Below are 23,520 nucleotides of genomic sequence, written 5' to 3' on the forward strand. Positions count from 1 at the left end.
CTGGCTCGCCCTATTCGGTACGTAAAAGTAAACGAACCTGATACATCAGCGCCTTATGTCGGTCCCCGGAGAAAAACGTATCAATCAGTTTGAAAATATCCTGCTCAGTTATGACTTTCCCCTCAAAAAATAACGCTTCGATATCTGACAGTTTTTTCCCTTGTTCCCTGCTGGCCGCGGAAATAAATGATAGAGCCTCCTTAACCCCCGGATCGGTACAACGCAGTGAAGAATCCTGGAACCTGTATTGCTCATTTCTGCGTACGGCAAATGCCAGCTCACGCGAGCGCGAAATTGGTTCCAGCTCGAAACGTTGATATAGCTCATCCGGCGCATCATGCTCTTTCATTAACGAAACCATTGCCTGCATATAATAAAGCGTTTTATCTACATCGTTAAGAGCCCGCTTCTGGGCGGGATCGTTTTTCAGATCGAATAATTTATCACCGAAACGCCACGGATTAAGGTAGCTGAATGAAGCAGGAATTTTCATTACCTGGGCCCCTTGGGTAAAATTAAAGCCCGGATGGATAGTAATTTCGCGCAACTCGGAAAGTTTGAACGGACTGTCGATACGAGTCGGCATCAACGTATATTCATAAAGCGACCCCTTCCCTTTATCACGCGGGCAGCGCATATAAACATAATCACCATCAGTGATATTGATATGTCCACCAAAATAACCATAGAGAGCGTAATCACGGATCAACTCATTTTTCTCTATCGCCGGAAGTAAAGATCTACCGGTCATCGTTTTGGGCTGAGTGATATTGAAATAATCCAGCAAAGTAGCAGGAATATCAATGGTTTGAGCCAAAATATCTTTCCGTACACCCCGTACATCATTACGTGGATCACGAATAAAGAAAGGGGTATTAGCAATCTCGTTATAGACCGGCATAATATTTTTCCCCCACCACTGGTGCTCACCTAGTAAAAAACCGTGGTCGGTACAGACAATAAGTAAGGTATCCTCCCAGAGGTTTAATTCTTTCATTTTATCCATCACCTGACCAAGGTAGTCATCGCACATGGTGATCAAGGCTTGATAGAATTTCTTTGTTTTGTCATCCGCCGGTCCGCCGGGAGCATCACAATAATAAGGTACCCAACCGTTAAAATCTTCCTGCTTACAGTCGTACTGAGTCAGATACTTTTCCGGCACGAAAAAGGGTTCATGAGGGTCAAAGCATTCAATCTGCAGGAACCAGTTTTCCTGGTTCTGGTTCCGCTGAAGGAACTCCATGCCGGCACCAATGGTCCGGTGGGTATAGTGGTCTTCCTGTCTGGGCATCGCGGACCGATTAATCAAGTCCTGCGTCATTCTGACGGTTCTGCGGCAGCGGGTTTCCTCATCCTCTGCCCCTTGCCAATTAACTTCGGGCTTTTCTACCTGCCCTATCCAGTTATCCCCCTCCTGACCACGGATAAATTCAAAAGTCGAGTATCGTGTATGGTAGGTGGCACCGCCGTCGCGCCAATAGTGTTTATGGTCTGTGACAAGATGGGAATGAATCCCAGCCTGATGTAATGCCTCCATGACTGAAAAATCAAACGGTTCCAGCGGGCCCCAGCTCCGGTGCATAAAATTGTAACGTCCGGTATGCAATTCCCGCCGCGCAGGCATGCATGGCATACTGCCGACATAAAAGTTATCAAACTGTACCGACTCCGCCGCCAGACGAGTAAAATTCGGCGTGATCGCCTCGCCCCCATAGGGTGCGAGATGATGGCGAGTCAGTGTGTCAAAAATCAACATAACGGCTTTCATAATTTATTCCTGCTTACAAACCAATAAATTCTTCAACTTCGTTCTTAATCAGCGTGACATGAGGTCCGTAGACCACCTGCACCCCTTCACCTTTTACAAAAGCGCCCTTGCTCCCCAACCGTTTAAAATCATCAACTTTCACATAGTTTGGATCTTTAACGATCACACGTAATCTGGTTGCACAGCAGTCGACATCGACGATATTATTTTTCCCTCCCAGCGCTTCCACGATGCCTGCAGCTCGTTGACCCTGTGTCGAAACACCGCTTTCCTCCGTCATCACAGCGTTAGTATCATCCTCACGCCCGGGCGTTTTTAACTGGCGCCATGAGATGAGGAAACGGAAGCTAAAGTAATACAAGCAGAACATGACGGCACCGAGCGGCAGCATTAGTAACCAGTTAGTTTTCGCGTTCCCCTGGAGCACGCCGAATAAGAGGAAATCAATTAATCCCCCGGAGAAAGTCTGGCCTACCGTTATTTGCAGAATATGTGTAAACATAAACGCTACGCCAGTAAGGACGATATGCACACCGAAAAGAAGTGGTGCACAAAACATGAAGGCAAACTCCAGAGGCTCAGTGATCCCCGTCACGAATGCCGTCAAAGCAGCGGACAACATCAGGCTGGCGACGCGTTTACGGTTTTCAGGGCGAGAAGATTGATAAATGGCGAGCGCGGCGCCTGGTAATCCGAACATGAAGTCGGCGAATCTTCCGGCCATAAAACGGGAAACGCCAATGTAGTATTGGGTTACACTGGGATCAGCCAACTGCGCAAAGAATATTTTTTGCGTGCCCTGCACAAGATGACCATTTACCATCACCTCTCCTCCGACACTTGTCAGCCAGAATGGCAGATAAAAGAGATGATGCAGTCCTAACGGGATAAGGCACTTCAGAATCATGCCGTAGAACAAAGTTCCGACGTAGCCAGTCCGTTCCACCAGCCCACCTAAATGAGTGATCCCGGCCTGGACCGGCGGCCACGCCCAGAATAACGCAGCACCCAGAAAAATAGCGAAAAAAGAAGTGACAATAGGTACAAATCGCGAGCCGCTAAAGAATGCCAGCATGTTCGGTAGCTCGGTTTTGCCAAAACGCTTTTGTACCCACCAGGCAAGCAGGCCGCTCATCACTCCGCCCATCACACCCGTTTGCAGAGTGGTAATACCCAGAACACTAGTTTGGCCTACCGCGTTCATATTTTCACTGGCCAGTTTGCCACTCAACAATAGCAGCACATTGATTGCTTTGTTCATAACGAGAAAGCTCAGAACCGCGGCTAGCCCTGCGGTTCCTTTATCGCTTCGCGCCATACCAACGGCAATCCCCACGGCAAACAAAAGTGCGAGGTTATCGAATACCACGCTGCCGCAGAGTTTCATTACGTTGAAAATCATCTGAACAATATGGTTGTCCAGAATGGGGTAAGTTTCGATCGTTACCGGATTGGTGAAAACGCCACCAAACCCTAGCAGCAGACCGGCAGCAGGTAAGATAGCAATGGGCAACATGAATGATTTGCCCAGATTTTGTGCCCCAGCGAACAGTTTACTCATAAAAACCTCTGGTATTAACCAAATGTAGTTTATATTTCACATATAAATTAAAGTCATGAAATCATTATTTCTACTGTTTATACGTAAAGTCAAAATTGGATGCTGCAAAAGTGATCAACATCACTATTACTGATGCAGAAATTGGTCCGGAGGTTATATGAATCGCCCTTTTCATTTGATGGCTAAACCCGTTAGCTATCAATGCAATATCGCCTGTGATTACTGCTTTTATTCTGCAAAAAAGGGATTAGTAAAGACATGTAAGGAACAAAGACATATGGACGATGCAACGCTGGAAGCCTACGTACGCCAGTACATTGAAGCTAACCCGATGTCCGAGATCGAGTTCACCTGGCAGGGGGGGGAACCCACGCTGGCGGGAATAGAATTCTATAAGAAAGCGCTCATGCTGCAACAGAAGTATGCAAAAGGAAAAACGATCTCCAACAGCTTTCAGAGCAATGGGGTACTCATCGATGACGAATGGGCTTCTTTTTTTGCCCAGCACAAATTCCTCGTAGGCCTTTCTATCGATGGCCCGGAGTGGCTTCACGATCAGTACCGTAAATCAAACAGCAATAAATCGGTGTTTAATAAAGTCATCAAGGCGATGGATGCGCTTCAGCGCCACCAGGTTGAAGTTAACGTATTAACGGTCGTCAATAACATCACATCCATTCACCCCATTGAAATATATAAATTTTTAACCCAAGAGCTGAAAGCCGAATTCATTCAGTTTATCCCGGCAGTGGAACAGCGTCCCGGCGCTGAAAAGTTCGGAGAGCTTCTTTATCCACAAACATTATCCGGAGGGATGGTTACAGAGTGGTCCGTATCGGGAGGACAGTACGGTTATTTTATCAATACTATTTTTGACTATTGGGTGCGCCACGACGTTGGTCGCGTATTTATTCAGCTATTCGACAATGCTCTGGCCGCCTGGGCTGGTGAACAACCCTCGCTATGCGTTATGCGCTCATCCTGCGGCAAAGGGCTTGTTGTCGAGCAAAATGGAGACGTTTATAGCTGCGATCATTATGTCTATCCCTCGCACCGACTGGGTAACTTACACCATGATAATCTGGTCCAGATGGCGAACGGCAAACAGCAGCGCAAATTTGGACTGGCAAAAAATCAGCTGTCAGCCGAATGTGAGCGCTGTCAGTGGCGTTTTGCCTGCCAGGGAGGATGCCCAAAGCACCGTATCCACAAAACGAGCAGAGGCTGGCATAACCACCTATGTCCCGGATATAAGGCCATTTTCAGTCACATAGATCCCTATATGAGATTTATGGCATACCAGTTAAATCTACACCTTCCCCCTGCTAACGTCATGCATACTGCATCGGCCATTGCAGCGACCCAAACAACTTTAAGCAAGCAAGAGACTGAATGTTTTCCGCATAAAGCGTGACATACATCACTTTATGCTCACAACAGCGTTGACTCATATTATTATATGAAATATTTAATTCTCACTGAATTTAAATTTAGAAACAAAAATTACAAAAAACTTTTCTCAATCGAGCATCATGAATAGCTTCGGATACATTCAGAGAGATCAATGTAATACATAAACCAGTTATACAATGAAATATAAGGAGAAAAATATGAAACAAGCCTCCTCTGCCCACAAATCGTGCCAGCAATCATTGACAGATCAACTAATTCAACGTACCCGGATAACCGTGGTCGGCGCGTTTGTCCTTGCAGCCCTCGCAGCTACGCCTTCCGCTCTCGCTGCCTCACACACGGCTCCGAATGAAAAGGTGAATGTGCTACTTATTGTACTTGATGATGTCGGTTTTGCTGACCTTGGAGCCTTTGGTTCAGAAATTAAAACCCCAAATATCGACGCCCTGGCCAGCTCAGGCGTCAGGTATAATCAATTCGATACGAAAGCTATGTGCTCGCCATCACGAGCCTCCCTACTGACCGGTCGAAACAACCATACGGTCAATATGGCTGACCTCCCACCGAAAGGAAAGCCAACACCATCGCAAAAGGTCCCACTGGGATCAGGGCCGTCTGACAGTGGAGAAATACCGCTGAACGCGCAGAATATAGCGCAAGTACTTAAGGCCGACGGGTATTCAACTTATGCATTTGGTAAATGGCATATGGCTCCTTTATACAAAGACAATACAGAGCGGAATAAACCCTTTTATCCACGGCAACGCGGGTTTGACTATTTTTACGGTTTTTTAAGTGGCCACTCTGACCAATATCATCCGGACCTGGTAGAAAATAATACAGTTTTACCTAAAGTTGAACACCCGAGCGGTTACCATTTTTCTACCGATATTGTTAATCACGCGATTGATGCTATAACAAAAGATGCAAAAAAGCCCAAACTTGTATACCTGGCATTCGGAGCTGCTCATGCACCTTATCAGGTACCTGACACCTATATTCAGCAATATAAAGGGTTATACTCACAAGGTTGGGACGAGCTACGGCGCCAACGTTACGAACGACAGATAAAAATGGGCATCATCCCTACCAATACCAAATTACCACCGAGAGAAAATGGCGATGCAGCCTGGGCCTCTTTAAATCCAACTGAAAAAAGAGTCTATTCAAAGTTTATGGAAACCTACGCCGGTTTCCTAACCCATACCGATCATGAGATTGGTCGGATAATCGATACGCTTAAAAAAACGGGTCAGTATGATAATACAATGATCGTATTTTTAACCGATAATGGAGCCGCTTCCGAAGGAGGGCCACATGGGGGTTTCCAGGTCGCCTATAATGATAAAATGCCGGTTGAGGAAATGGATAAACGTCTTGACGAAGCCGGCAGCGCTTCTACATATATGCTGTATCAACGCCCATGGGCCTATGCCGGTACTACACCATTCCGCAGATATAAACTCTGGCCATATTTAGGTGGAGTCAGGACTCCATTAATTATTTCCTGGCCTCAGCATATTGATAACCCGGGAATTATTCGGCATCAATATGTCAACATCATTGATTTGGCACCAACCATTCTACAGGCAACAGGAACAAAATTTTCTGCTTCTGTGGACGGCCAAAAGCAACTACCGATTGCAGGAAAATCTATACTTGATACATTAAATTCCGATATGGCGAAAACTCGCGATATCCAGTACTTCGAGTTGCGTGGACAACGCGCTATTACCTGGGGAAAATGGCGTGCGGTTGCCATGCATGACGTAAATACCGATTTCTCTCAGGACAAATGGGAATTATTTGATACCGAAAAAGACTTTTCCGAATCCACAGATTTAGCAAGCCAGAATCCGGAAATTCTATCAAAAATGAAGGAAATATGGCAACAGGAGGCAGAAAAATATAGCCAACCAACGGCATTTCAGCCTGATCCCACACTTTATAAAAACAACAGTATGCAGGATGGCATAAAAAACTGATTGGGAATTAAATCTTACCTGAACGTTGTGGCTATAGGAATAAGGGGTGACTCGTAAATTTCGTTCATTTTACAGAAGCCCCATTCATTATCCAGCACTCCATTGATTTGAGCAGTAAAGATGATTAGTTCCTTTCCTGCAGTATATAAGATTAGCTCTCAAACGGGCAGATAAGAATATGCAAAAAAATAACGGTTCTTCCCCCACAAAATGGTGGCAACGAGGTAAACGTCCCGATTATCGGTTTTCTCTCGCAAACGAACGCACCTTCCTGGCATGGATCCGTACAGCGTTGGCACTGCTGGCAGGAGCTTTTGGTATTCAACAACTTACCAGCCACACAGATTCATATCTTGCTAGTTATTTGCTGCCTTCGATGTTGACGCTCGGAGCAATCGCTCTGGGAAGCATGGCCTGGAGACGCTGGAAACAAAATGAAAAGGCAATGCGCCACGATGATGACTTATCTTATTCGAAGTTATTACCAATATTATCCGTCTGGCTGCTGGCCATTGCTGTAGTCATTATGTATATGATTTTTATGGCATGATGGTGAAATAATCATGCGCGATCCCGGACTGCAACCAGAACGCACCTCTCTTGCCTGGGCCAGAACCACTTTTTTAGCACTTACAATTGCGGTACTTTTCTTCAGACAGGCCATACTGTGTGAAAAAAATTCATACGCTGTCGCAGGGATGATGATGTTTGCTGCAGCTCTGTGCAGTTTTACCCTGAACCATACAGTTGACGACTCTCTGAAAATTCCTCCCCTTAGCACTCGGTACCCGCTCAGATATTTCCTGCTGTTGTCGTTTAGCGTATCAGTGGTATTGTCAGGTTTATGTTATCTTGCTGAACTGTGGGGTATTCCTTAGAGGAACCGACATTTTGCAAAATTATTTATTTTACTCCCGTTTGAAACATGTAGGATTTACTTATGAAAAAAGCTGTACCTCATTCATACGACAATATACGCAGGATAAACGATGGCGAGTTCAATATGGGATCCAACCTGCATTATCCGGAGGAGCGGCCGGTCAGGCCTAAGCATGTTCATGGGTTTTGGATTGATATTACCCCTGTAACAAATAAACAATTTGCTCAATTCATTAATGACACCGGTTACGTAACCACTGCGGAAAAAACTGTCATAGAGGATTTTCCTGATGCAGATCCGGCACTTCTTGATGGTTAGGATTTTCAATCAGTTATTATTAACGTTATAATATCAAATCTCTGCCTGTGAGGTAGCCTTGGTGGTGCGCTTACAAAGAACCTATTCGCTTTCCTTCAACGCACGAAAGGCGGCGGCCGTCAGCAGATGGCTGCTCAGCTCTATCTGGTAGACCATTTTTATCTGCGGATAAGGTGCTGTCTGGCTGGCATAAGTCTGTCGCGGGAAGGAGGCATAATTCTAAGGAGTTTCTGGCGTTCGCCAGACCACGCCATCCATGGGCAGCAGCGTCAACCCGTACCAGTGTGGATGAGTGACAGAGCAGTGCAGTTTCAGTGAATCCCCCTCGAACTGCCTCGCTGCCCAGTCTTTGATGTACCTGGATAACCTTGATTTGGCGACTTTAGACCTATGAACCCGTTGTTATTTTGTCACGGGAAAGGCTTTCCCAGATGCCAATCACTACCAGAATCACCGTCGTTAAACCGCTAACCATCAGTAAATCCGTGTGAAACGCCAGCGGGAACAACACGATAAAGGCAATCAGGCCAATAAGGTGCGACAGTGGGAATCTGCCGTGAATGATGCGCTTATACACAACGTTAGCCAGAATATAAATAGCGGGGCCGAGGATTAACACGACGGCGGTTACGGACTGTATGCGCTCGTCGGGGTGCGCAATCACTTGTTCATTAGCCACTGCGCAGACAATAATTGCCCCAACCAGCACGACATGAATATAGTGGAACCAGGCTCCCATTTGACCGGGATTTTTCGAATGAGTAATGGCATGACTTCCTGTTTTGCTGCTGGTATCGAAATAAACCCACCACATCGCCAGGCTACCGACAAAGGCAACCAGTGCAGCAATGACGATGGGGAGACTCCAAAACTCAAGCTCACTTAGTGTGGCTCCCGTGATAAGAATTGTTTCACCTAGTGCGACAATCACAAACAGCTGGCAACGTTCGGCTAAATGATGACCTTCGATAGTCCATTCCTGATTGCTGTCCGAACGCCCCAGTCCTGGCAGACGGAACCCGAACATGGGTGAAAGGTATTCGCACAGCACCGCAACGGCCCACAGAGCCAACCTGGCGTGACCTTCAGTAAAACCCCCGATGATCCAGAAAAGCGCTGAGATGCAAAGCCAGCCCAGGATCCGTTGAAAATTCTTCCTTAACGGATTATCCCGACCCAGTAAACGCAGGATGACCAACGAGCGGCCTACCTGAATAGCGGCAAACGAAAGCGCGAAAACCATTCCGCGTTCACCAAAAGCTTCTGGCAGGGCCGCCGCCGCAAATAGCCCCAGGAGCATAATGGCGAAAAGCAGTAAGCGGATCTGGCGAGTATCAGGATCGAACCAGTTAGTGACCCAGGCGGTATATTGCCAGGCGAGCCAGACAGCGAACCACAGCACCAGCGTTTGCAGGGCTCCTGTCAGCGTCAGGTGATGTAGCAGGTAGTGAGAAAGCTGGGTCACTGCAAAAACATAAATCAGATCGAAAAGCAGCTCTGAAAATGAAACACTGGCGCCGTGGCCATCGCGGGAGCGAAGCAGGGTTCGAGCCATAATCTTACCTTAGTAATAAGTATGTTGTCAGACTGCGTGGCAATAATAATCGAACAACAGAGTAATTCCAGTCAGTTACCCGCAAATCAGCAAAATCCGGCGTATGTACTGGGAAAATCTTATTACCGGTTTCGGGTGTCCGCCGGACGCCTGTAAGGCCAGGCTGTACGGAATAAGGAAGCTTTTGATGGTCGATGTGGTGTCCCTGGAAGATTAAATAAGAGGGCGAAGCATGAGCTTCGCCCTCTTATCACGCACCAGTGTGTTTATTACCCGTGCGCACTCCCCATGCTGGTCATCTAGCTGCTTCAGGCAAAGTGTGCAACCATTTACCTTGATTGAACTGGTTTATTCGAACGTAAGCGCACCGTGAAGGACGTGGGGTAAAAATTAGTTTACAGAGAGAGTAACGTTCCAGAGCAACAGCTCTTTCACGCGGTTGGCAGGCCAGGTGTTGATGACACTGATCACGTGACGTAGCCTCGTTTCCAGCTCGATGCCGTTAAGTTTGCAGCTACCTATCAGGCTGTACATCACTGTTGCACTGTCGCCACCACCATCAGAGCCGAAGAACATGTAGTTACGACGCCCCAGCGCAACCACCCGGAGGGCGTTTTCACACAGGTTATTGTCGATCTCCACCCAGCCATTGCGGCAGTATTCGTTCAGGGCATCTATATGAACGCATCCCGTTTTGCAAGGCGTCCATTGTTTTGACTTTGTCAGGTAGGTTGCAGCTCTATATCCGGCCTTAACACAGCCAGAGCTGCGGGCCACTATGAGATTCGCTGACTTGCCCCTTATTCCCATTACGAGCTTTAAGCTCTGGATGCCCTTCAGGTTTAGCAAGTCACGGTCTTACCTGTCTTGATCATAACTCTGGCCACCATAGCAACCTTTCAGCATGCACCATTTGTAAGCGTTGATTTTTATCGATATCAGCGATTAATACGGCCTGATACTGACATGATTTTTATCGTATTTACGGCCATGGGCTGTGATAGCCCATACAGTCCGCGCCAGTTTGTTGGCCATACTCACCACAGCTACGCTGACAGGCCTTCTTTTTATCAGTTCCGTTATCCTCGCCGGCGAACCTGAGCGTTCGGAGGCAGATGTAGTTTTTGAGACGACGAAGAAATCAACATTTAAACCTCACTTCACTGGTCTGAAACCAGCTTTCAGCAGTTCCGGTGATCCACAGGAAAGAAAAGTTGGCAGCTATCGCTGCTACCCGGTCACTACCCCTACACGCCAGATCCATCACCCGCTTTCGGCGGAATATACAAAATTTTGGCGGCTTGCCGCTTACAACCCCATCCCGGAAATTTCGGCGGTTCCGGCGTACAACCCCTTCTAGGATACGAAGGGCCTCTTCGAAATCCTTAGGCCCGTGCGCTAAGCCGTAGGTTCTGCTCATCGCTGTATGTAAGGGCTCAAAAGATGAGCGAAGGGTCACCAAGGATACCCCATACTCCGCCAGAAAAAACATCGCTATCAAAAGGTGCCTGCACCGATGATCGATGTGTGTGCGGAAGGCGGTGTCCCAAATCTGGCTAGGATTATTCAGCGCGTCGATAAAATCTGCAGGGTAGTTGGCAGGTTCAATATCGCGGACACGAAATGCGTCTGTCATGGCCTCGATAACACGTGGGTTATAGTTCTTATGATCAACAATTTCCCCAAGCTTATTGCTTTCCAATAGGGCCCGGATATACGGCTGAGGTGTCTCTGAGACGAGAAGATGATTGTAAAGAATCCGTGCCTTGATCTGGCGTGTATAGACACCAACATCGAGTACATACTTCGTTACATCGAGGCGCTGATCGCCAAGATGTTCTGAAACCCTCCGGGCTTCCTCAAAGATGTACGCCCGCGTCGTCAGAATAAAACGGGCATTGGGTGAGCGACGTACTCGGCTCATGAACCGCGCCAAATCAGAATTTTTGTACGCCAAAGCTTGCCGGTCAAGAGCAACCTTTCCCAAAAAGTCGTCGAATAGGAATACCTGCTTTTTGCTGTCGGCAATAGCAGCGAAGCCGTCCTCCAGACTACGGATGGGAACGAGCTCCCACTGCTCACTCAGGAAGGTGTAGCAAAGCATCTCGGCCAATATCGTTTTGCCTACACCCGGAGGCCCGGAAATGATAAGAAGACGATGCTTCTCTAAAATGCATGGCAATAATGGATACTCCTAGACCATGGTCTGTTCACCGTTAAATTTCTCCAGATAGACTTCCATTTCGCGAGTCCACCTAGGGGCGGGTACCAAGGTCACCATTAGCCACGGAAACCACCATACAAGTATGAAGAGCATCATAAACGGTGCGACCATTTCGGCCGAAGCATGAGAAACTATATAGATAATGAATACTATCAGTAGAACTGCGTTTGCAATCTGACCTGCCAGAAAAAGACGCCAGCGAAAACAATGCCATTTCCTGTTGAACACAATCCGTCCATCCCGTTCTTCGAGCCAGTTACGCCACGGCTTGAGATAACCAGCCCGCAACCCATAACGATCACACATTATTACAGCCAAATCCTGCAGCCGATAATTATACAAGCCTGTGAGCCGATAAAGGCTGCGCTGACGAAGCTCACGCTTTGCCAGACGGACCGCATTTTTATTCAAATATGGCTGTGTAAGCATTTGCTCTAGCCGGCGCTTCCTAAGATTGAGTAGTCCACGAAAGACACTACCAGATTCAGCATTAATTACTCTGTGACGAACTACACCGAGTACAATATAGATAAACAGCAATAGCCAGCCGGTCTTAGGGTATTGATTCATCCATTGTATAATTACAGACAACTCAGGCACTCTTATTTTTCCTTTTTATGCAATCCAGATAAAACCAGTAAAGATTCAGTAAATTTTAGCGGCTAAAATTACTCTCCTAGCGTAGACAAAAGAAGCATATCCACTTAACTTACTGATTGTTAACTACTTACTAGTCCATTCATCAATCATATTCGCCCAATCTTGTAGCATCTCAGCCCTCTGCTCACGATATTCAGCCTTGTTATAAACAGCTCGTACCCCTTTTTTTTCATGAGCAAGGCTCTTCTCAATCCAGTCAGTATTGTACCCGGCCTCATGTAGCAAGGTGCTGGCTATACGCCGTAAGTCATGGGGACCAAACTTAGGCAACAACTCCCCTTCTTTCTGAGCCAGGCGATACGTCAGTGTCAAAACCCGGTTTAAAGTAGCGCTACTCATTGGCGCATCGGAATGCGTAGCGCGAAGGAAGAATAAAATCAGAGCTACCGGCAAAGGTTTTGAGTGCAATCAAAATATCCATTGCCTGTCGGGGAAGAAAAACCAAATGTGGATTGCGTCGTTTCATCCTCTCCTTTGGTATCGTCCATACAGCTTCACTAAAATTGACCTCATCCCAGGTCGCGTTAGTAAGCTCACTTTTACGTACCATCGTTAACAGTAATAGTTTAACTGCGGCTCTGATTGATGGCGTCGAGCCTACACATTCCATATAACGGTACATCAACCCGATTTCACCTGCCGTCAATGCCCTGTCACGAGGTTCAAATTTTGCAATGCTTGCAGGACGTACCAGATCAGCTGGATTCTCCACCTTCTGACCGCGCTCAATAGCCCAGCGATAGACTTGCAATACAATCTCTCTGGCGTGTACAGCTGTCGCCGGTGCTCCTCTCTCGACAATATTATCGGTTAATGCGCGTAAGTCTTCATGCGTAATCTCACTCAGTTTCTGCTGGGCAAATTTTGACTTCACCTCCCTTTGATATACCGAACGCCGCATATCACGCGTCGATTCAGCCATTTGATAACCGCGTAACCATTTCTCAGCCCACGCACCAAAAGTCTCCGCATCTTTGATACGCGCTTTATCTCTGGCTTTTTCCCTCGCAGGCGATCTTCCATCGGCAACCATTTTTTTGGCTTCATTGAGCCGTTCACGCGCTTCTGCAAGCGTGATCCCTCCAACACCATAGCGGCCAAAAGTAACGGTCTCCTGTCTTCCGTTTATTGAATAGTTATAACGAAATGAGATCGTTCCAGCCGGAGTGACCGCAACATACAAACCATCACGGTCATTAACTTTATAGAGTTTCTCCTTCGGCTTAAGGTGACGCAGCCTGGTGTCAGTCAACATGGTTTATTGTTTTCCTTCATCAAAAAATACCATGTTGTAAAAAATTCAGAAAAGTCATTTAACTCTCTGTTTTTAATTGAGTTATAAAAAACAAATACCATAACTCAACCGAAATTTATCACATGGTACTTTTTCAAACCTGAATTCGAAATCAGAGAGTACCATCAAAAATTCCATTGAAAAAACCGTGCTTCCCGTTGCCAACAGCTGCCAGAAAGTGCCAGACACAAAAACAAAAAAGCCCGCAGTTACGCGGACTTAGAGGTACTTTACTGCTTTTACGTGCAGGCTGTTGCCAGACGCGAAATCATTCCCACTCGATGGTGGCCGGCGGCTTGCCGGAGATATCGTACACCACGCGGGAGATGCCGTTGACCTCGTTGATGATGCGGTTGGAGACGCGGCCGAGGAAGTCATAGGGCAGGTGCGCCCAGTGCGCGGTCATAAAATCGATGGTTTCCACCGCACGCAGGGAGACCACCCAGTCATACTTACGGCCATCGCCCATCACGCCGACGGAACGTACCGGCAGGAAGACGGTGAACGCCTGGCTCACCTTATGATACAGGTCGGCCTTGTGCAGCTCTTCGATGAAGATGGCATCGGCGCGGCGCAGCAGGTCGCAGTACTCTTTCTTCACTTCACCCAGCACGCGTACGCCCAGGCCCGGCCCCGGGAACGGGTGGCGGTACAGCATGTCGTACGGCAGTCCCAGCTCCAGACCGATCTTACGCACTTCATCCTTAAACAGCTCTTTCAGCGGCTCGACTAGACCCAGCTTCATCTCCTCCGGCAAGCCGCCCACGTTGTGGTGCGACTTGATCACGTGCGCCTTGCCGGTGGCAGAGGCGGCGGACTCGATCACGTCCGGGTAGATGGTGCCCTGCGCCAGCCACTTGACCTGGGGCAGCTTGGTCGCCTCTTCATCGAATACCTCGACGAAGACCCGGCCGATAGTCTTGCGCTTGGCCTCCGGGTCGGCGATGCCAGACAGCGCCGAGAGGAAGCGCGCTTCGGCGTTGACGTGAATGATGTTCAGGCCGAACCGATCGCCGAACATGTCCATCACCTGCTCGGCTTCGTTCAGGCGCAGCAGGCCGTTGTCCACGAAAACGCAGGTCAGGCGCTTGCCGATGGCACGATGTAGCAGCAGCGCGGTGACAGAAGAGTCCACGCCGCCGGACAGGCCGAGGATCACCTCGTCGTCGCCGATCTGCTCACGCATGCGGGCGACGGCATCTTCAATGATGGTGGCCGGGGTCCACAGCGCGGCGCAGCCGCAGATCTCCAACACGAAGCGCTGCAGCACATGCTGGCCCTGATGGGTATGGGTAACCTCCGGGTGGAACTGCACGCCGTAGAAGCGTTTTTCTTCGTTGGCCATAATGGCGTACGGGCAGGTTTCGGTGCTAGCGACGGTGGTGAAGTCAGACGGGATCGCCGTCACTTTGTCACCGTGGCTCATCCACACGTCCAGCACGGCGTTACCGTTGGCGCTAAGGGCGTCCTGAATGCCGTCGAACAGACGACCCGGCGCCGTGACTTCTACCTTGGCATAGCCAAACTCGCGCTCGGTGGAGCTCTCCACGCGACCGCCCAGCTGCATGGCCATGGTCTGCATGCCGTAGCAGACGCCCAGGACCGGGACGCCGGCCTGGAATACAAACTCCGGCGCACGCGGGCTGCCGGCTTCGGTAGTGCTCTCCGGGCCGCCGGACAGAATGATGCCGCTGGGGTTGAACTCGCGGATCTGCGCTTCGCTGACATCCCACGCCCACAGTTCGCAGTAAACGCCAATTTCACGCACGCGACGGGCCAATAACTGGGTGTACTGTGAACCGAAATCCAGGATCAGGATACGATCTTGATGAATATTTTGCGTCATTAGGGGCTCTGTATTGGCAAATTGATCGGGCAAAACGGTACAAACTCAGCGGGCCCGGCGCAGCGCCGGGCCCAGCTCGCCGGGTTAGGAACCCAGACGGTAATTCGGTGACTCTTTGGTAATGGTCACGTCGTGTACGTGGCTCTCCTGAATACCGGAGCCGGTGATACGCACGAACTGCGCCTTGGTGCGCAGCTCATCGATGGTCGCGCAGCCGGTCAGCCCCATGCAGGAGCGCAGGCCGCCCATCTGCTGGTGTACGATCTCTTTCAGGCGGCCTTTATAGGCCACGCGCCCTTCGATGCCTTCCGGCACCAGTTTATCGGCGGCGTTATCGCTCTGGAAGTAACGGTCGGAGGAGCCCTTAGACATTGCGCCCAGCGAGCCCATGCCACGGTAGGACTTAAAGGAGCGCCCCTGGTACAGCTCGATTTCCCCCGGAGACTCTTCGGTCCCGGCCAGCATGGAGCCGACCATGACGCAGGCGGCGCCGGCGGCCAGCGCCTTGGCGATGTCGCCGGAGAAGCGGATACCACCATCGGCGATCACCGGAATGCCGGTCCCTTCCAAGGCGGCGACGGCGTCAGAGACGGCGGTGATCTGCGGTACACCGACGCCGGTCACGATACGGGTGGTACAGATTGAGCCCGGTCCGATACCCACTTTGACGGCGTTCACCCCGGCGTCGGCCAGCGCCTTGGCGCCGGCGGCGGTGGCGACGTTACCGCCGATGATCTGCAGCTGCGGGAATTTAGCGCGGGTTTCGCGAATGCGCTGCAGCACGCCTTCGGAGTGACCGTGAGAGGAGTCGATCAGCAGCACATCGACGCCGGCCTCGACCAGCGCGGCGATGCGCTCTTCGTTACCGGCACCGGCGCCGACGGCGGCGCCGACGCGCAGGCGGCCATGCTCATCCTTACAGGCGTTCGGCTTGCGCTCAGCCTTCTGGAAATCTTTCACGGTGATCATGCCGCGCAGGTGGAAGCTATCGTCTACCACCAAGGCCTTCTCAACGCGCTTTTCGTGCATGCGCTGCAGCACCACGTCGCGGGCTTCGCCCTCTTTCACCGTCACCAGACGCTCTTTCGGCGTCATCACGGCGGTGACCGGCTGCTCCAGGTCCGTCACGAAGCGCACGTCGCGGCCGGTGATGATCCCCACCAGCTGGTTATCTTCCGTCACCACCGGGTAACCGGCAAAGCCGTTACGCTCGGTCAGGGCCTTCACTTCGCGCAGGGTGGTGCTCGGCGTCACGGTCTGCGGGTCGGTCACCACGCCGGATTCGTGCTTTTTCACCCGGCGTACTTCTTCGGCCTGGCGCTCGATGGACATGTTCTTATGGATAAAGCCAATCCCCCCTTCCTGCGCCAGCGCAATGGCCAGACGCGCTTCGGTGACGGTGTCCATGGCGGCGGACAGCATAGGAATGTTCAGGCGAATAGTGGTAGTCAGCTGAGTGCCAAGTTCGGCGGTGTTCGGCAGAACGGTAGAATGGGCAGGAACTAAAAGAACGTCGTCAAACGTCAGGGCTTCTTTAACAATACGTAGCATGGGCAATATCTCACCAGAGAGGAAGGTCAAACCAGATTTAATATTGCCGCGGCATTATACAGGCCGGAATCGGTTGCCTCCAGCATTTTTTTCAAAAATATCTTGCGATGCATGTTCATGCATGTAGTATCGACTAATTAACAGTATGATTTTAAGTTTGATCTAGGTCACATGACGCAGCCTGTTACCCCCACCATCTTTACCGTCAGCCGGTTAAATCAGACCGTGCGCCAGCTGTTGGAGCTGGAGATGGGGCAGATTTGGCTGTCGGCCGAAATCTCCAATCTTTCCCAGCCCGCCTCCGGCCACTGGTATTTCACCCTCAAGGATGACAAGGCACAGGTGCGTTGCGCCATGTTTCGCAACAGCAACCGCCGCGTCACCTTTCGTCCGCAGAATGGCCAGCAGGTCCTGGTGCGCGCCAGTATCACGCTGTACGAACCGCGCGGCGACTATCAGCTGATCGCCGAAAGTATGCAGCCGGCGGGCGACGGCCTGCTGCAGCAGCAGTTCGAGGCGCTCAAGCAGCGTCTGCAGGCCGAAGGGCTATTTGACGTCGGCCACAAGCAGCCGCTGCCGTCGCCGGCGCGCTGCGTCGGGGTGATCACCTCCACCAGCGGTGCGGCGCTGCACGACGTGCTGCATGTGCTGTGCCGGCGCGATCCGGCCCTGCCGGTGGTGATCTACCCCAGCGCGGTGCAAGGCGCCGAGGCTCCGGCACAGTTGGTTCGCGCCATCGAACGCGCCAACCAACGGGCGGAGTGTGACGTCTTGATCGTCGGACGCGGCGGCGGATCGTTGGAGGATCTGTGGAGCTTTAACGACGAGCGGGTCGCGCGGGCGATCTTCGCCAGTCGTATTCCCATCGTCAGCGCCGTCGGCCATGAGACCGACGTCAGCATCGCCGACTTTGTCGCCGATCTGCGCGCGCCGACCCCCTCGGCGGCGGCCGAAGTGGTCAGCCGTAACCGGGACGAACTGCTGCGCCGTCTGCTGAGCCAGCGTCAGCGGCTGGATATGGCGTTGGATTATACCCTCGCGCGCCGCCGTCAGCGCCTACAGCAGCTGCGTCACCGCCTGGAGCAACAGCACCCCCAGCTGCGTCTGGCGCGCCAGCAGGCGCGACTGCTTAGCCTACGCCGCCGCCTGGAGGAGGCCATCGATACCCGGCTACGCCTGGCGGAGCGACGCTGGCGCCTGGGCGGTGAACGCCTGCAACAGCACTCTCCGGCGCATGCCCTGCGCCAGCAGCAGTACCGCCTGCAGCTGCTCAGCCACCGATTGGAAAGTCAGCTGCAGCGTAACGTGGCTGCCCGGCGGGAGCGCTTTGGCGCCCTGTGCTCACGCCTGGAGGGCATGAGCCCCCTGGCAACGCTGGCGCGCGGCTTCAGCGTGACCCAGCGCGATGACGGCCAGCTGCTGCGCCGCCGCGAGCAGGTCGCTCCGGGCGATACCCTGCGCACCCGCCTGGAGGACGGCTGGGTCGAAAGCCAGGTCACCGCCACCCGGCCACTGACCGCCCGCCGCCCCCGCGGGACAAAGGGCTGCGCGTAGCCCCCGCTGTAGCTATCCCTGCCGCTGCATCATGCGGGCGGTGGCGATAGCCTCGATCAGTTGACGCCGGTTGATCCGCGCAGATCCGTCGTCCAGCAGGCGCTGCCATAGCCCGATCGCCCGCGGGTAGTCCGCCAGCATAAAGGCATCCGCCGCCAGCAGCATCAGCGCGGAAACCTCCCCGGGATCGAGACGCAGCGCCATGCTGATATCCTCCTGCACCTGCGGCGTCATCTGCTGCCCGGCATCGTAGTAGCCCGCCGCGGCCCGCGCCGCCCACAGCTCAGCGCTATCGGCGCGCAGCGCGATGGCCCGATCGTAGGCGCGCAGAGCGTCGCGACTCTGTCCCAGCCACAGATAGTGCTGCCCCAGCGCCGCCCAGGCCTCACCGCTTTCGGGTGTCGCCCGCACCGCCTCCCAGCGCTGCGCCAGCATACGATCCGCCTGCTGCTGGGGGGTAAACAGTCGCTGCGGATCGTCGCGCAGACGCTGCGCCTGCAGCACCAATGCCGCCCGTCCGCTCAGACCATAGCCCGCCAGTGCCAGGCTCAGCGCCAGCGTCGGCAGCAGCAGCGCGCGCCAGAGGCTCATCGCCGCCTCCGCCACAGCCCGACGACGATCATCAACAGCAGCAGCGGCGGCAGTCCCCACAGCAGTGCCGTATGGCGATTGACGGCGGGTCGATAGCGCACAAACTCGCCGTAGCGCGCCGCCATAAAATCGACGATCTGCGCCTCATCCTGCCCCTGCGCCACCCGGCGAAACACCTCATGGCGCATCGCCACGGCCACCGGCGAGTTGGACTCGAGCAGGTTCTGATTCTGGCACTGGGGACAGCGCAGCTGGGCGGCGATGGCCAGCCCTTGGGCGCGCGCCTGGGGCGAAGGAAACGCCCACGCATCCACCACCTGCGCCCGCGCGGCCCCGCACAGCAGCAGCAGCGCCCATAGCCCCCCTCTGATGATCCTCATGGCTCCCTCCGTCGCGCCCGCAGGCACAGCAGCGCCCCGGCGATCATCAGACCGCCGCCGCACCAAATCCAGCGTATCCCCTGGCGCAGGTACAGGCGCAGGGCATAGCGATCGCCCTGCTTTTCCGCCATCAGGGCGTACCATTCATCGCGCCAGCTCCAGCTGATGCCCGGCTCAAACATCTGCTGGTTGCGGGCCAGATAGTGGCGCCGCTCCGGATACAGGCGCGCCACCGTCTCTCCCGCCCGCTGCACCCAAATCTCCCCACGCTCGGCGGTATAGTTGCCGCGCGCAAACTGCGTCACCTCCCGCAGGATAAAACGGTACTCACCCAGCTGCGCCGACTGCCCGGGCGCCAGCGCCACGCTGCGCTCCTGCTGTCCGGCGGCGTGCAGCCCGATCCCCAGCGCGCACAGCAACGCCCCCAGGTGAGCCAGGCGTCCCCCCGCCCCCACCCTGCGTCGCAGCCCGCCATACAGCATCAGCGCCAGCGCCAGCAGCGCAAACGGCAGCAGTACGCCGTTAAAGTAAGGCGCCCCCACCGAAATCCGCCCCCAGCCCAGCAGGCCGTACAGCATGGGATACAGCGTTCCGATCAGCACGATCAGCGCCGCGGCGCTGAACAGCCACAGGATCCCCAGCAGCGGTAGGGAGACCGACGCTGTCACCGGCGTCAGCCGCCCCGCATACAGGGCGTACAGCATCAGGGCACCGACGGAAAGGCCACCGAACAGCAGCAACAACGCCAGCGCCCGCGCCTCGTCCAGAGCGAAGGCATGCACCGACAGCAAAACGCCGGAGCGCACGATCAGCGTACCCATCAGGGTAAAGATCAGCGACGTCAGCGCCAGCAGCAGCGACCAGTGCGCCAGCGCGCCGCTGCGCCGAGTGACACTCAGGCTGTGCAGCAGCGCCGTCGCGCTCAGCCAGGGCAACAGCGAGGCGTTTTCCACCGGATCCCAAAACCAGAACCCGCCCCAGCCCAGTTCGCTGTAGGCCCACCATGACCCCAAGATGATCCCGGCACTCAGGCACCCCCAGGCCGGCAGCAGCCAGCGCCAGCAGCCGTCGGCCATCGCCTGCGCCGTCTGGCGCGCCAGCAGTCCGGCCAACAGGCGGGCGGCGCACAGGGCCAGCCCACCATAGCCGAGATAGAGCAGCGGCGGATGGAAGATCAGCCCAGGGTGCTGCAGCATCGGATTTAGATCGCGCCCCTCCGGCGGCGCGGGAAACTGACGTGCGAAGGGATCGCCGAGGGTGACGATAAACAGCAGAAAGGCGCCGACGATCAACGCCATCAGCCCTAGGGTATAGGCGTTCGCCTGCGCCGCCTGACGGCGGGCGCACTGGGCATACAGGGCGCTCCACCCCGCCAGGCACAGCAGCCACAGCAGCAGCGACCCCTCGTGGCCGCCCCAGGCGGCGGCCAGCTTTAGCCCGCGCGCCAGCGCGGAATGGCTGTGCTGGGCGACATAGCGCAGGGAGAAATCATCCGCCAGCAGCGCCAGCAGCAGCAGCGCAAATCCCGCCGCCGTCAGCGCCAGCTGAGCCAGCGACCAGCGCCGTGGACACAGCGCGGGTAGGCGTTGCGCCCACGGCGCGCCGCCCGCCAGGCTCAGCAGCGCCGTCAGCAGGCTGACGCACAGCGCCAGCAGCAGGGCAATAAATCCCAGTTCAGGCCACCACAGCACACCGGCTCCTTAGGGGGTAGGTTCGCCTCATCTCCGGCTCAGACCACCGTCAGCTGCCCGGCGTACAGGATAAACAGATGCAGCAGCAGCAGGCCGCACAGCGTTATCCCACTCCCCAGAAGGATGCGCAGGCGCAGACTGCCCCGCGTCACCAGGCGCAGCAGCAGGGGCAGGATAATGCCGATGCCGACCACGCCCAACCACAGCCACCAGCTCCAGAAGCCGCCGTCCAGCAGCGTGGCCAGCGCCCGCTGCTTCGCCGCGTCGCCCTGCGCCAGCCCCAGCACAAACAGCAGCAGCAGCGCCAGCAGCACGCCCCCGAGGGGAGCCTCGATGCGGCGCAGACGCGCCTGCTCCTGCGCCACATCGTCGCCGTGCAGCCACAGCGAGGCCAATAGGGCGACCGCCACGCCACAGCTCAGCGCGGCGCACAGGAACAGCGCGGGCAGCAGGGGCGAGTTCAGCATCGGGTAGGACTTCAGCGCCGAGAGCAGCAGGCCGTTATAGATGCCTAGCAACAGCGCCAGGATCAGCAGGATGATGGACAGCGGACGCCGCAGCCCCTGTAGGCGCATCAGCGGCGCCGCCAGGCGCAGGGCGCTCGGCTGCCTCCGCTGCAGCAGCCCGATCAGCGATGGCGTAAACCACAGCGCCAACCACAGCAGCAGCAGCGGCAGGTAGAGCTGGAACAGCAGCACTCGCACGGAGAGCACCGAACTCAGGTTATAGTGCAGGCTGACCTTCCAGAACATCCACGGCCGCGCCAAATGCAGCGCCAGCATCAGCAGCCCCAGCATGACCGTCAGCGGCGCCAGCCACAGCGTGGCGCGCATCACCGCGCTGGCCTCCGCGCGCTCTCCGCGCCAGCCGCGCGCCATGACCGCCAGCGCGACCAGACCTGCAGAGACGCTGACCAGAAACAGATCGATGGCGATGGGCCAATCCCAAACCAGCGACGGAAAATGAAACGGCGATGTCATGGGGTCACCTCCCCGTAGCGGAACGGAATGCGATACAGTTTCGGGCGGGTGCCCAGCGCCAGCTTGTAGCGGTAGCTCGGCTGTTCGCGCAGCAGGCGGCTCACCGCGCTGGTGGGATCGTCAAGATCGCCAAAGGTGAGCGCCCGGGTCGGACAGGCCAGCACACAAGCGGGCTCCTTACCCGCCTTCAGGTTGGTTTTACGACAAAAGTCGCACTTATCGGCGGTACGGGTCTGCGGGTGAATGAAGCGCACCCGATAGGGGCAGGCGGCGATGCAGTACTGACAGCCGACGCACAGATCGGGATTGACGTCGACAATGCCGCTGGCGACGTCGCGGAACGATGCGCCGGTCGGGCAGGCATTGACGCAGGGCGCATCGTCACAGTGCTGGCAGGAGTGGCGGAAAAAGCGATATTTCACCGACGGAAACTGGCCGATGGGTTCGCTGCGGATGATCTCCAGACGTGATACGCCGGCGGGCACCCGGTTAACCTCACGGCAGGCCTCCATGCAAGCGGTACAGCCGATGCAGCGATTTTCATCATACACCATGCCCAGCCGGACGCCCTGCGGCGTCACGGCAGAGGCCACCACCCGCGGCAAGGCGCCGCCGGAGAGCGCCATGACGCCCAGCCCGGCGATGAAACGTCGACGGGAGCAACTCATGGCCGCAGCTCCTTACCCGGCATTTTCAGCGTCACCGCTGCCGGATCGAACGCCGGGTTATCCTGCTGCTGGCGGTGACAGTCTACGCACAGCGCGACGCGCTCGCGCTCGTTCAGCCGGATGACCGGATCCGACTGCGGATGCAGGCTGTGACAGGCGGCGCAGTTCACCGTGGTCAGATGTACATCGTGCGGCCAGAACGCCTTTTGCAGCTTCTCCGGTAGATGGCAGGACATACACACGCTGTTTTGCTGTGCGGCGCTGTGCCCGTCACGGTTGAAGCGCATCACGTCCGGCGCACCGTCGCGGTGACGCTCAAGGGAGACATTGCCGTGACAGTTGCTGCAGGCGATCGCCGAGCCGGTATTGGGATTTTTCTCCTGGCTATGACGCCCGTGCAGGCGATCCTGCGGTGTTTTATGGCAGTCCAGGCACCCCTGGTTGGGATCGCGCTGTAAGACGACCTCTGCCTGCGCTGGCGTCGCCCCCTCTCCCGCCGCCGGCGGGGTGGAGAGTGACGGAGTGGAAAGCAGCAGCCCACTGACCAGCGCCCCGGCGGTAAATAACAAACGCAGTAGGTTCATGATGACTCCATCTG

At 54.4% G+C, this 23,520-nt stretch carries 19 protein-coding genes and 4 pseudogenes; 6 read left to right on the forward strand and 17 right to left on the reverse strand.

The genetic code is table 11. The annotated features are described in order from the left end of the window. Positions 1-10 precede the first annotated feature (10 nt). Positions 11-1,771, reverse strand: coding sequence for a sulfatase (locus tag ETEE_RS04305; protein WP_034165359.1), 1,761 nt, complete (start codon positions 1,769-1,771; stop codon positions 11-13). Between the two features lie 13 nt (positions 1,772-1,784). After that, positions 1,785-3,332, reverse strand: coding sequence for a PTS transporter subunit EIIC (locus ETEE_RS04310; protein WP_034165360.1), 1,548 nt, complete (start codon positions 3,330-3,332; stop codon positions 1,785-1,787). Between the two features lie 157 nt (positions 3,333-3,489). Between ETEE_RS04310 and ETEE_RS04315 the strand changes: the two genes are divergently transcribed. From ETEE_RS04315 to ETEE_RS04325, 5 genes are all read left to right on the forward strand, one after another. Beyond that, positions 3,490-4,746 (forward strand): anaerobic sulfatase maturase, encoded by a 1,257-nt coding sequence (locus ETEE_RS04315; protein WP_034165362.1) that lies wholly within the window; start codon positions 3,490-3,492, stop codon positions 4,744-4,746. 196 nt (positions 4,747-4,942) lie between these two features. Next, a complete protein-coding gene (locus ETEE_RS04320; protein ID WP_225865116.1) occupies positions 4,943-6,730 on the forward strand; it encodes an arylsulfatase in 1,788 nt (595 codons plus the stop codon). 178 nt (positions 6,731-6,908) lie between these two features. Next, positions 6,909-7,280 carry a YidH family protein gene (locus ETEE_RS19865; protein WP_034171880.1) on the forward strand — a complete coding sequence of 124 codons (372 nt, stop codon included), beginning with the start codon at positions 6,909-6,911 and terminating at the stop codon, positions 7,278-7,280. 13 nt (positions 7,281-7,293) lie between these two features. Continuing rightward, positions 7,294-7,608: a DUF202 domain-containing protein gene (locus ETEE_RS22315; protein WP_071881887.1), complete on the forward strand. Its 315-nt coding sequence runs from the start codon at positions 7,294-7,296 to the stop codon at positions 7,606-7,608. 62 nt (positions 7,609-7,670) lie between these two features. Beyond that, positions 7,671-7,928, forward strand: coding sequence for an SUMF1/EgtB/PvdO family nonheme iron enzyme (locus tag ETEE_RS04325; RefSeq protein ID WP_034171879.1), 258 nt, complete (start codon positions 7,671-7,673; stop codon positions 7,926-7,928). A 105-nt stretch (positions 7,929-8,033) separates the two neighbouring features. Here ETEE_RS04325 and ETEE_RS21825 read toward each other — a convergent pair. The 9 genes and pseudogenes from ETEE_RS21825 to guaB all read right to left on the reverse strand — a co-directional run. Next, positions 8,034-8,216: pseudogene (locus ETEE_RS21825) on the reverse strand (IS4 family transposase); the annotation flags it as partial. Positions 8,217-8,316: 100 nt separating this feature from the next. Then, positions 8,317-9,483 (reverse strand): low temperature requirement protein A, encoded by a 1,167-nt coding sequence (locus tag ETEE_RS04330; protein WP_034165364.1) that lies wholly within the window; start codon positions 9,481-9,483, stop codon positions 8,317-8,319. Between the two features lie 390 nt (positions 9,484-9,873). Beyond that, a pseudogene (locus ETEE_RS04335) lies at positions 9,874-10,155 on the reverse strand (IS66 family transposase); the annotation flags it as partial. A 273-nt stretch (positions 10,156-10,428) separates the two neighbouring features. Further along, positions 10,429-10,566, reverse strand: a pseudogene (locus tag ETEE_RS20985) (IS110 family transposase); the annotation flags it as partial. Between the two features lie 58 nt (positions 10,567-10,624). Then, on the reverse strand, positions 10,625-11,665 hold the full coding sequence (locus ETEE_RS04340) for an nSTAND3 domain-containing NTPase (protein WP_330935807.1): 1,041 nt from the start codon (positions 11,663-11,665) through the stop codon (positions 10,625-10,627). A gap of 12 nt (positions 11,666-11,677) precedes the next feature. Continuing rightward, positions 11,678-12,307, reverse strand: coding sequence for a hypothetical protein (locus tag ETEE_RS04345; RefSeq protein WP_034165365.1), 630 nt, complete (start codon positions 12,305-12,307; stop codon positions 11,678-11,680). Between the two features lie 123 nt (positions 12,308-12,430). Continuing rightward, positions 12,431-13,622: pseudogene (locus ETEE_RS04350) on the reverse strand (tyrosine-type recombinase/integrase). A gap of 307 nt (positions 13,623-13,929) precedes the next feature. Beyond that, the gene (guaA, locus tag ETEE_RS04355) at positions 13,930-15,507 is read right to left on the reverse strand and encodes a glutamine-hydrolyzing GMP synthase (protein WP_034165367.1); all 1,578 of its coding nucleotides are present in this window, start codon (positions 15,505-15,507) and stop codon (positions 13,930-13,932) included. An 84-nt stretch (positions 15,508-15,591) separates the two neighbouring features. Continuing rightward, positions 15,592-17,058: an IMP dehydrogenase gene (gene guaB, locus ETEE_RS04360; RefSeq protein ID WP_034165369.1), complete on the reverse strand. Its 1,467-nt coding sequence runs from the start codon at positions 17,056-17,058 to the stop codon at positions 15,592-15,594. 171 nt (positions 17,059-17,229) lie between these two features. Between guaB and xseA the strand changes: the two genes are divergently transcribed. Further along, entirely contained in the window at positions 17,230-18,612 is a 1,383-nt protein-coding gene (xseA, locus tag ETEE_RS04365; protein WP_034165370.1) for an exodeoxyribonuclease VII large subunit, read from the forward strand. Positions 18,613-18,624: 12 nt separating this feature from the next. Here xseA and ETEE_RS04370 read toward each other — a convergent pair whose 3' ends face one another. Genes ETEE_RS04370 through nrfB form a run of 6 tightly spaced genes read right to left on the reverse strand, consistent with a single transcriptional unit; the run spans position 18,625 to position 23,506 of the window. Further along, positions 18,625-19,203, reverse strand: coding sequence for a TPR domain-containing protein (locus ETEE_RS04370; protein WP_034165372.1), 579 nt, complete (start codon positions 19,201-19,203; stop codon positions 18,625-18,627). Next, positions 19,200-19,583 carry a heme lyase NrfEFG subunit NrfF gene (gene nrfF / locus ETEE_RS04375; protein WP_034165373.1) on the reverse strand — a complete coding sequence of 128 codons (384 nt, stop codon included), beginning with the start codon at positions 19,581-19,583 and terminating at the stop codon, positions 19,200-19,202. Before nrfF ends, ETEE_RS04370 begins: the two co-directional genes overlap by 4 nt. Further along, positions 19,580-21,274, reverse strand: coding sequence for a heme lyase NrfEFG subunit NrfE (gene nrfE, locus ETEE_RS04380; protein ID WP_034165375.1), 1,695 nt, complete (start codon positions 21,272-21,274; stop codon positions 19,580-19,582). Before nrfE ends, nrfF begins: the two co-directional genes overlap by 4 nt. A 38-nt stretch (positions 21,275-21,312) precedes the next feature. After that, on the reverse strand, positions 21,313-22,254 hold the full coding sequence (gene nrfD, locus ETEE_RS04385; protein ID WP_034165377.1) for an NrfD/PsrC family molybdoenzyme membrane anchor subunit: 942 nt from the start codon (positions 22,252-22,254) through the stop codon (positions 21,313-21,315). Continuing rightward, positions 22,251-22,922 (reverse strand): 4Fe-4S dicluster domain-containing protein, encoded by a 672-nt coding sequence (locus ETEE_RS04390; RefSeq protein ID WP_034165378.1) that lies wholly within the window; start codon positions 22,920-22,922, stop codon positions 22,251-22,253. Before ETEE_RS04390 ends, nrfD begins: the two co-directional genes overlap by 4 nt. Then, positions 22,919-23,506, reverse strand: coding sequence for a cytochrome c nitrite reductase pentaheme subunit (gene nrfB, locus ETEE_RS04395; RefSeq protein ID WP_034165379.1), 588 nt, complete (start codon positions 23,504-23,506; stop codon positions 22,919-22,921). Before nrfB ends, ETEE_RS04390 begins: the two co-directional genes overlap by 4 nt. Positions 23,507-23,520 lie beyond the last annotated feature (14 nt).

Origin of the sequence: Edwardsiella anguillarum ET080813 (assembly GCF_000264765.2) — a bacterium.
In the GTDB taxonomy this organism is placed as follows: Bacteria; Pseudomonadota; Gammaproteobacteria; order Enterobacterales; family Enterobacteriaceae; genus Edwardsiella; species Edwardsiella anguillarum.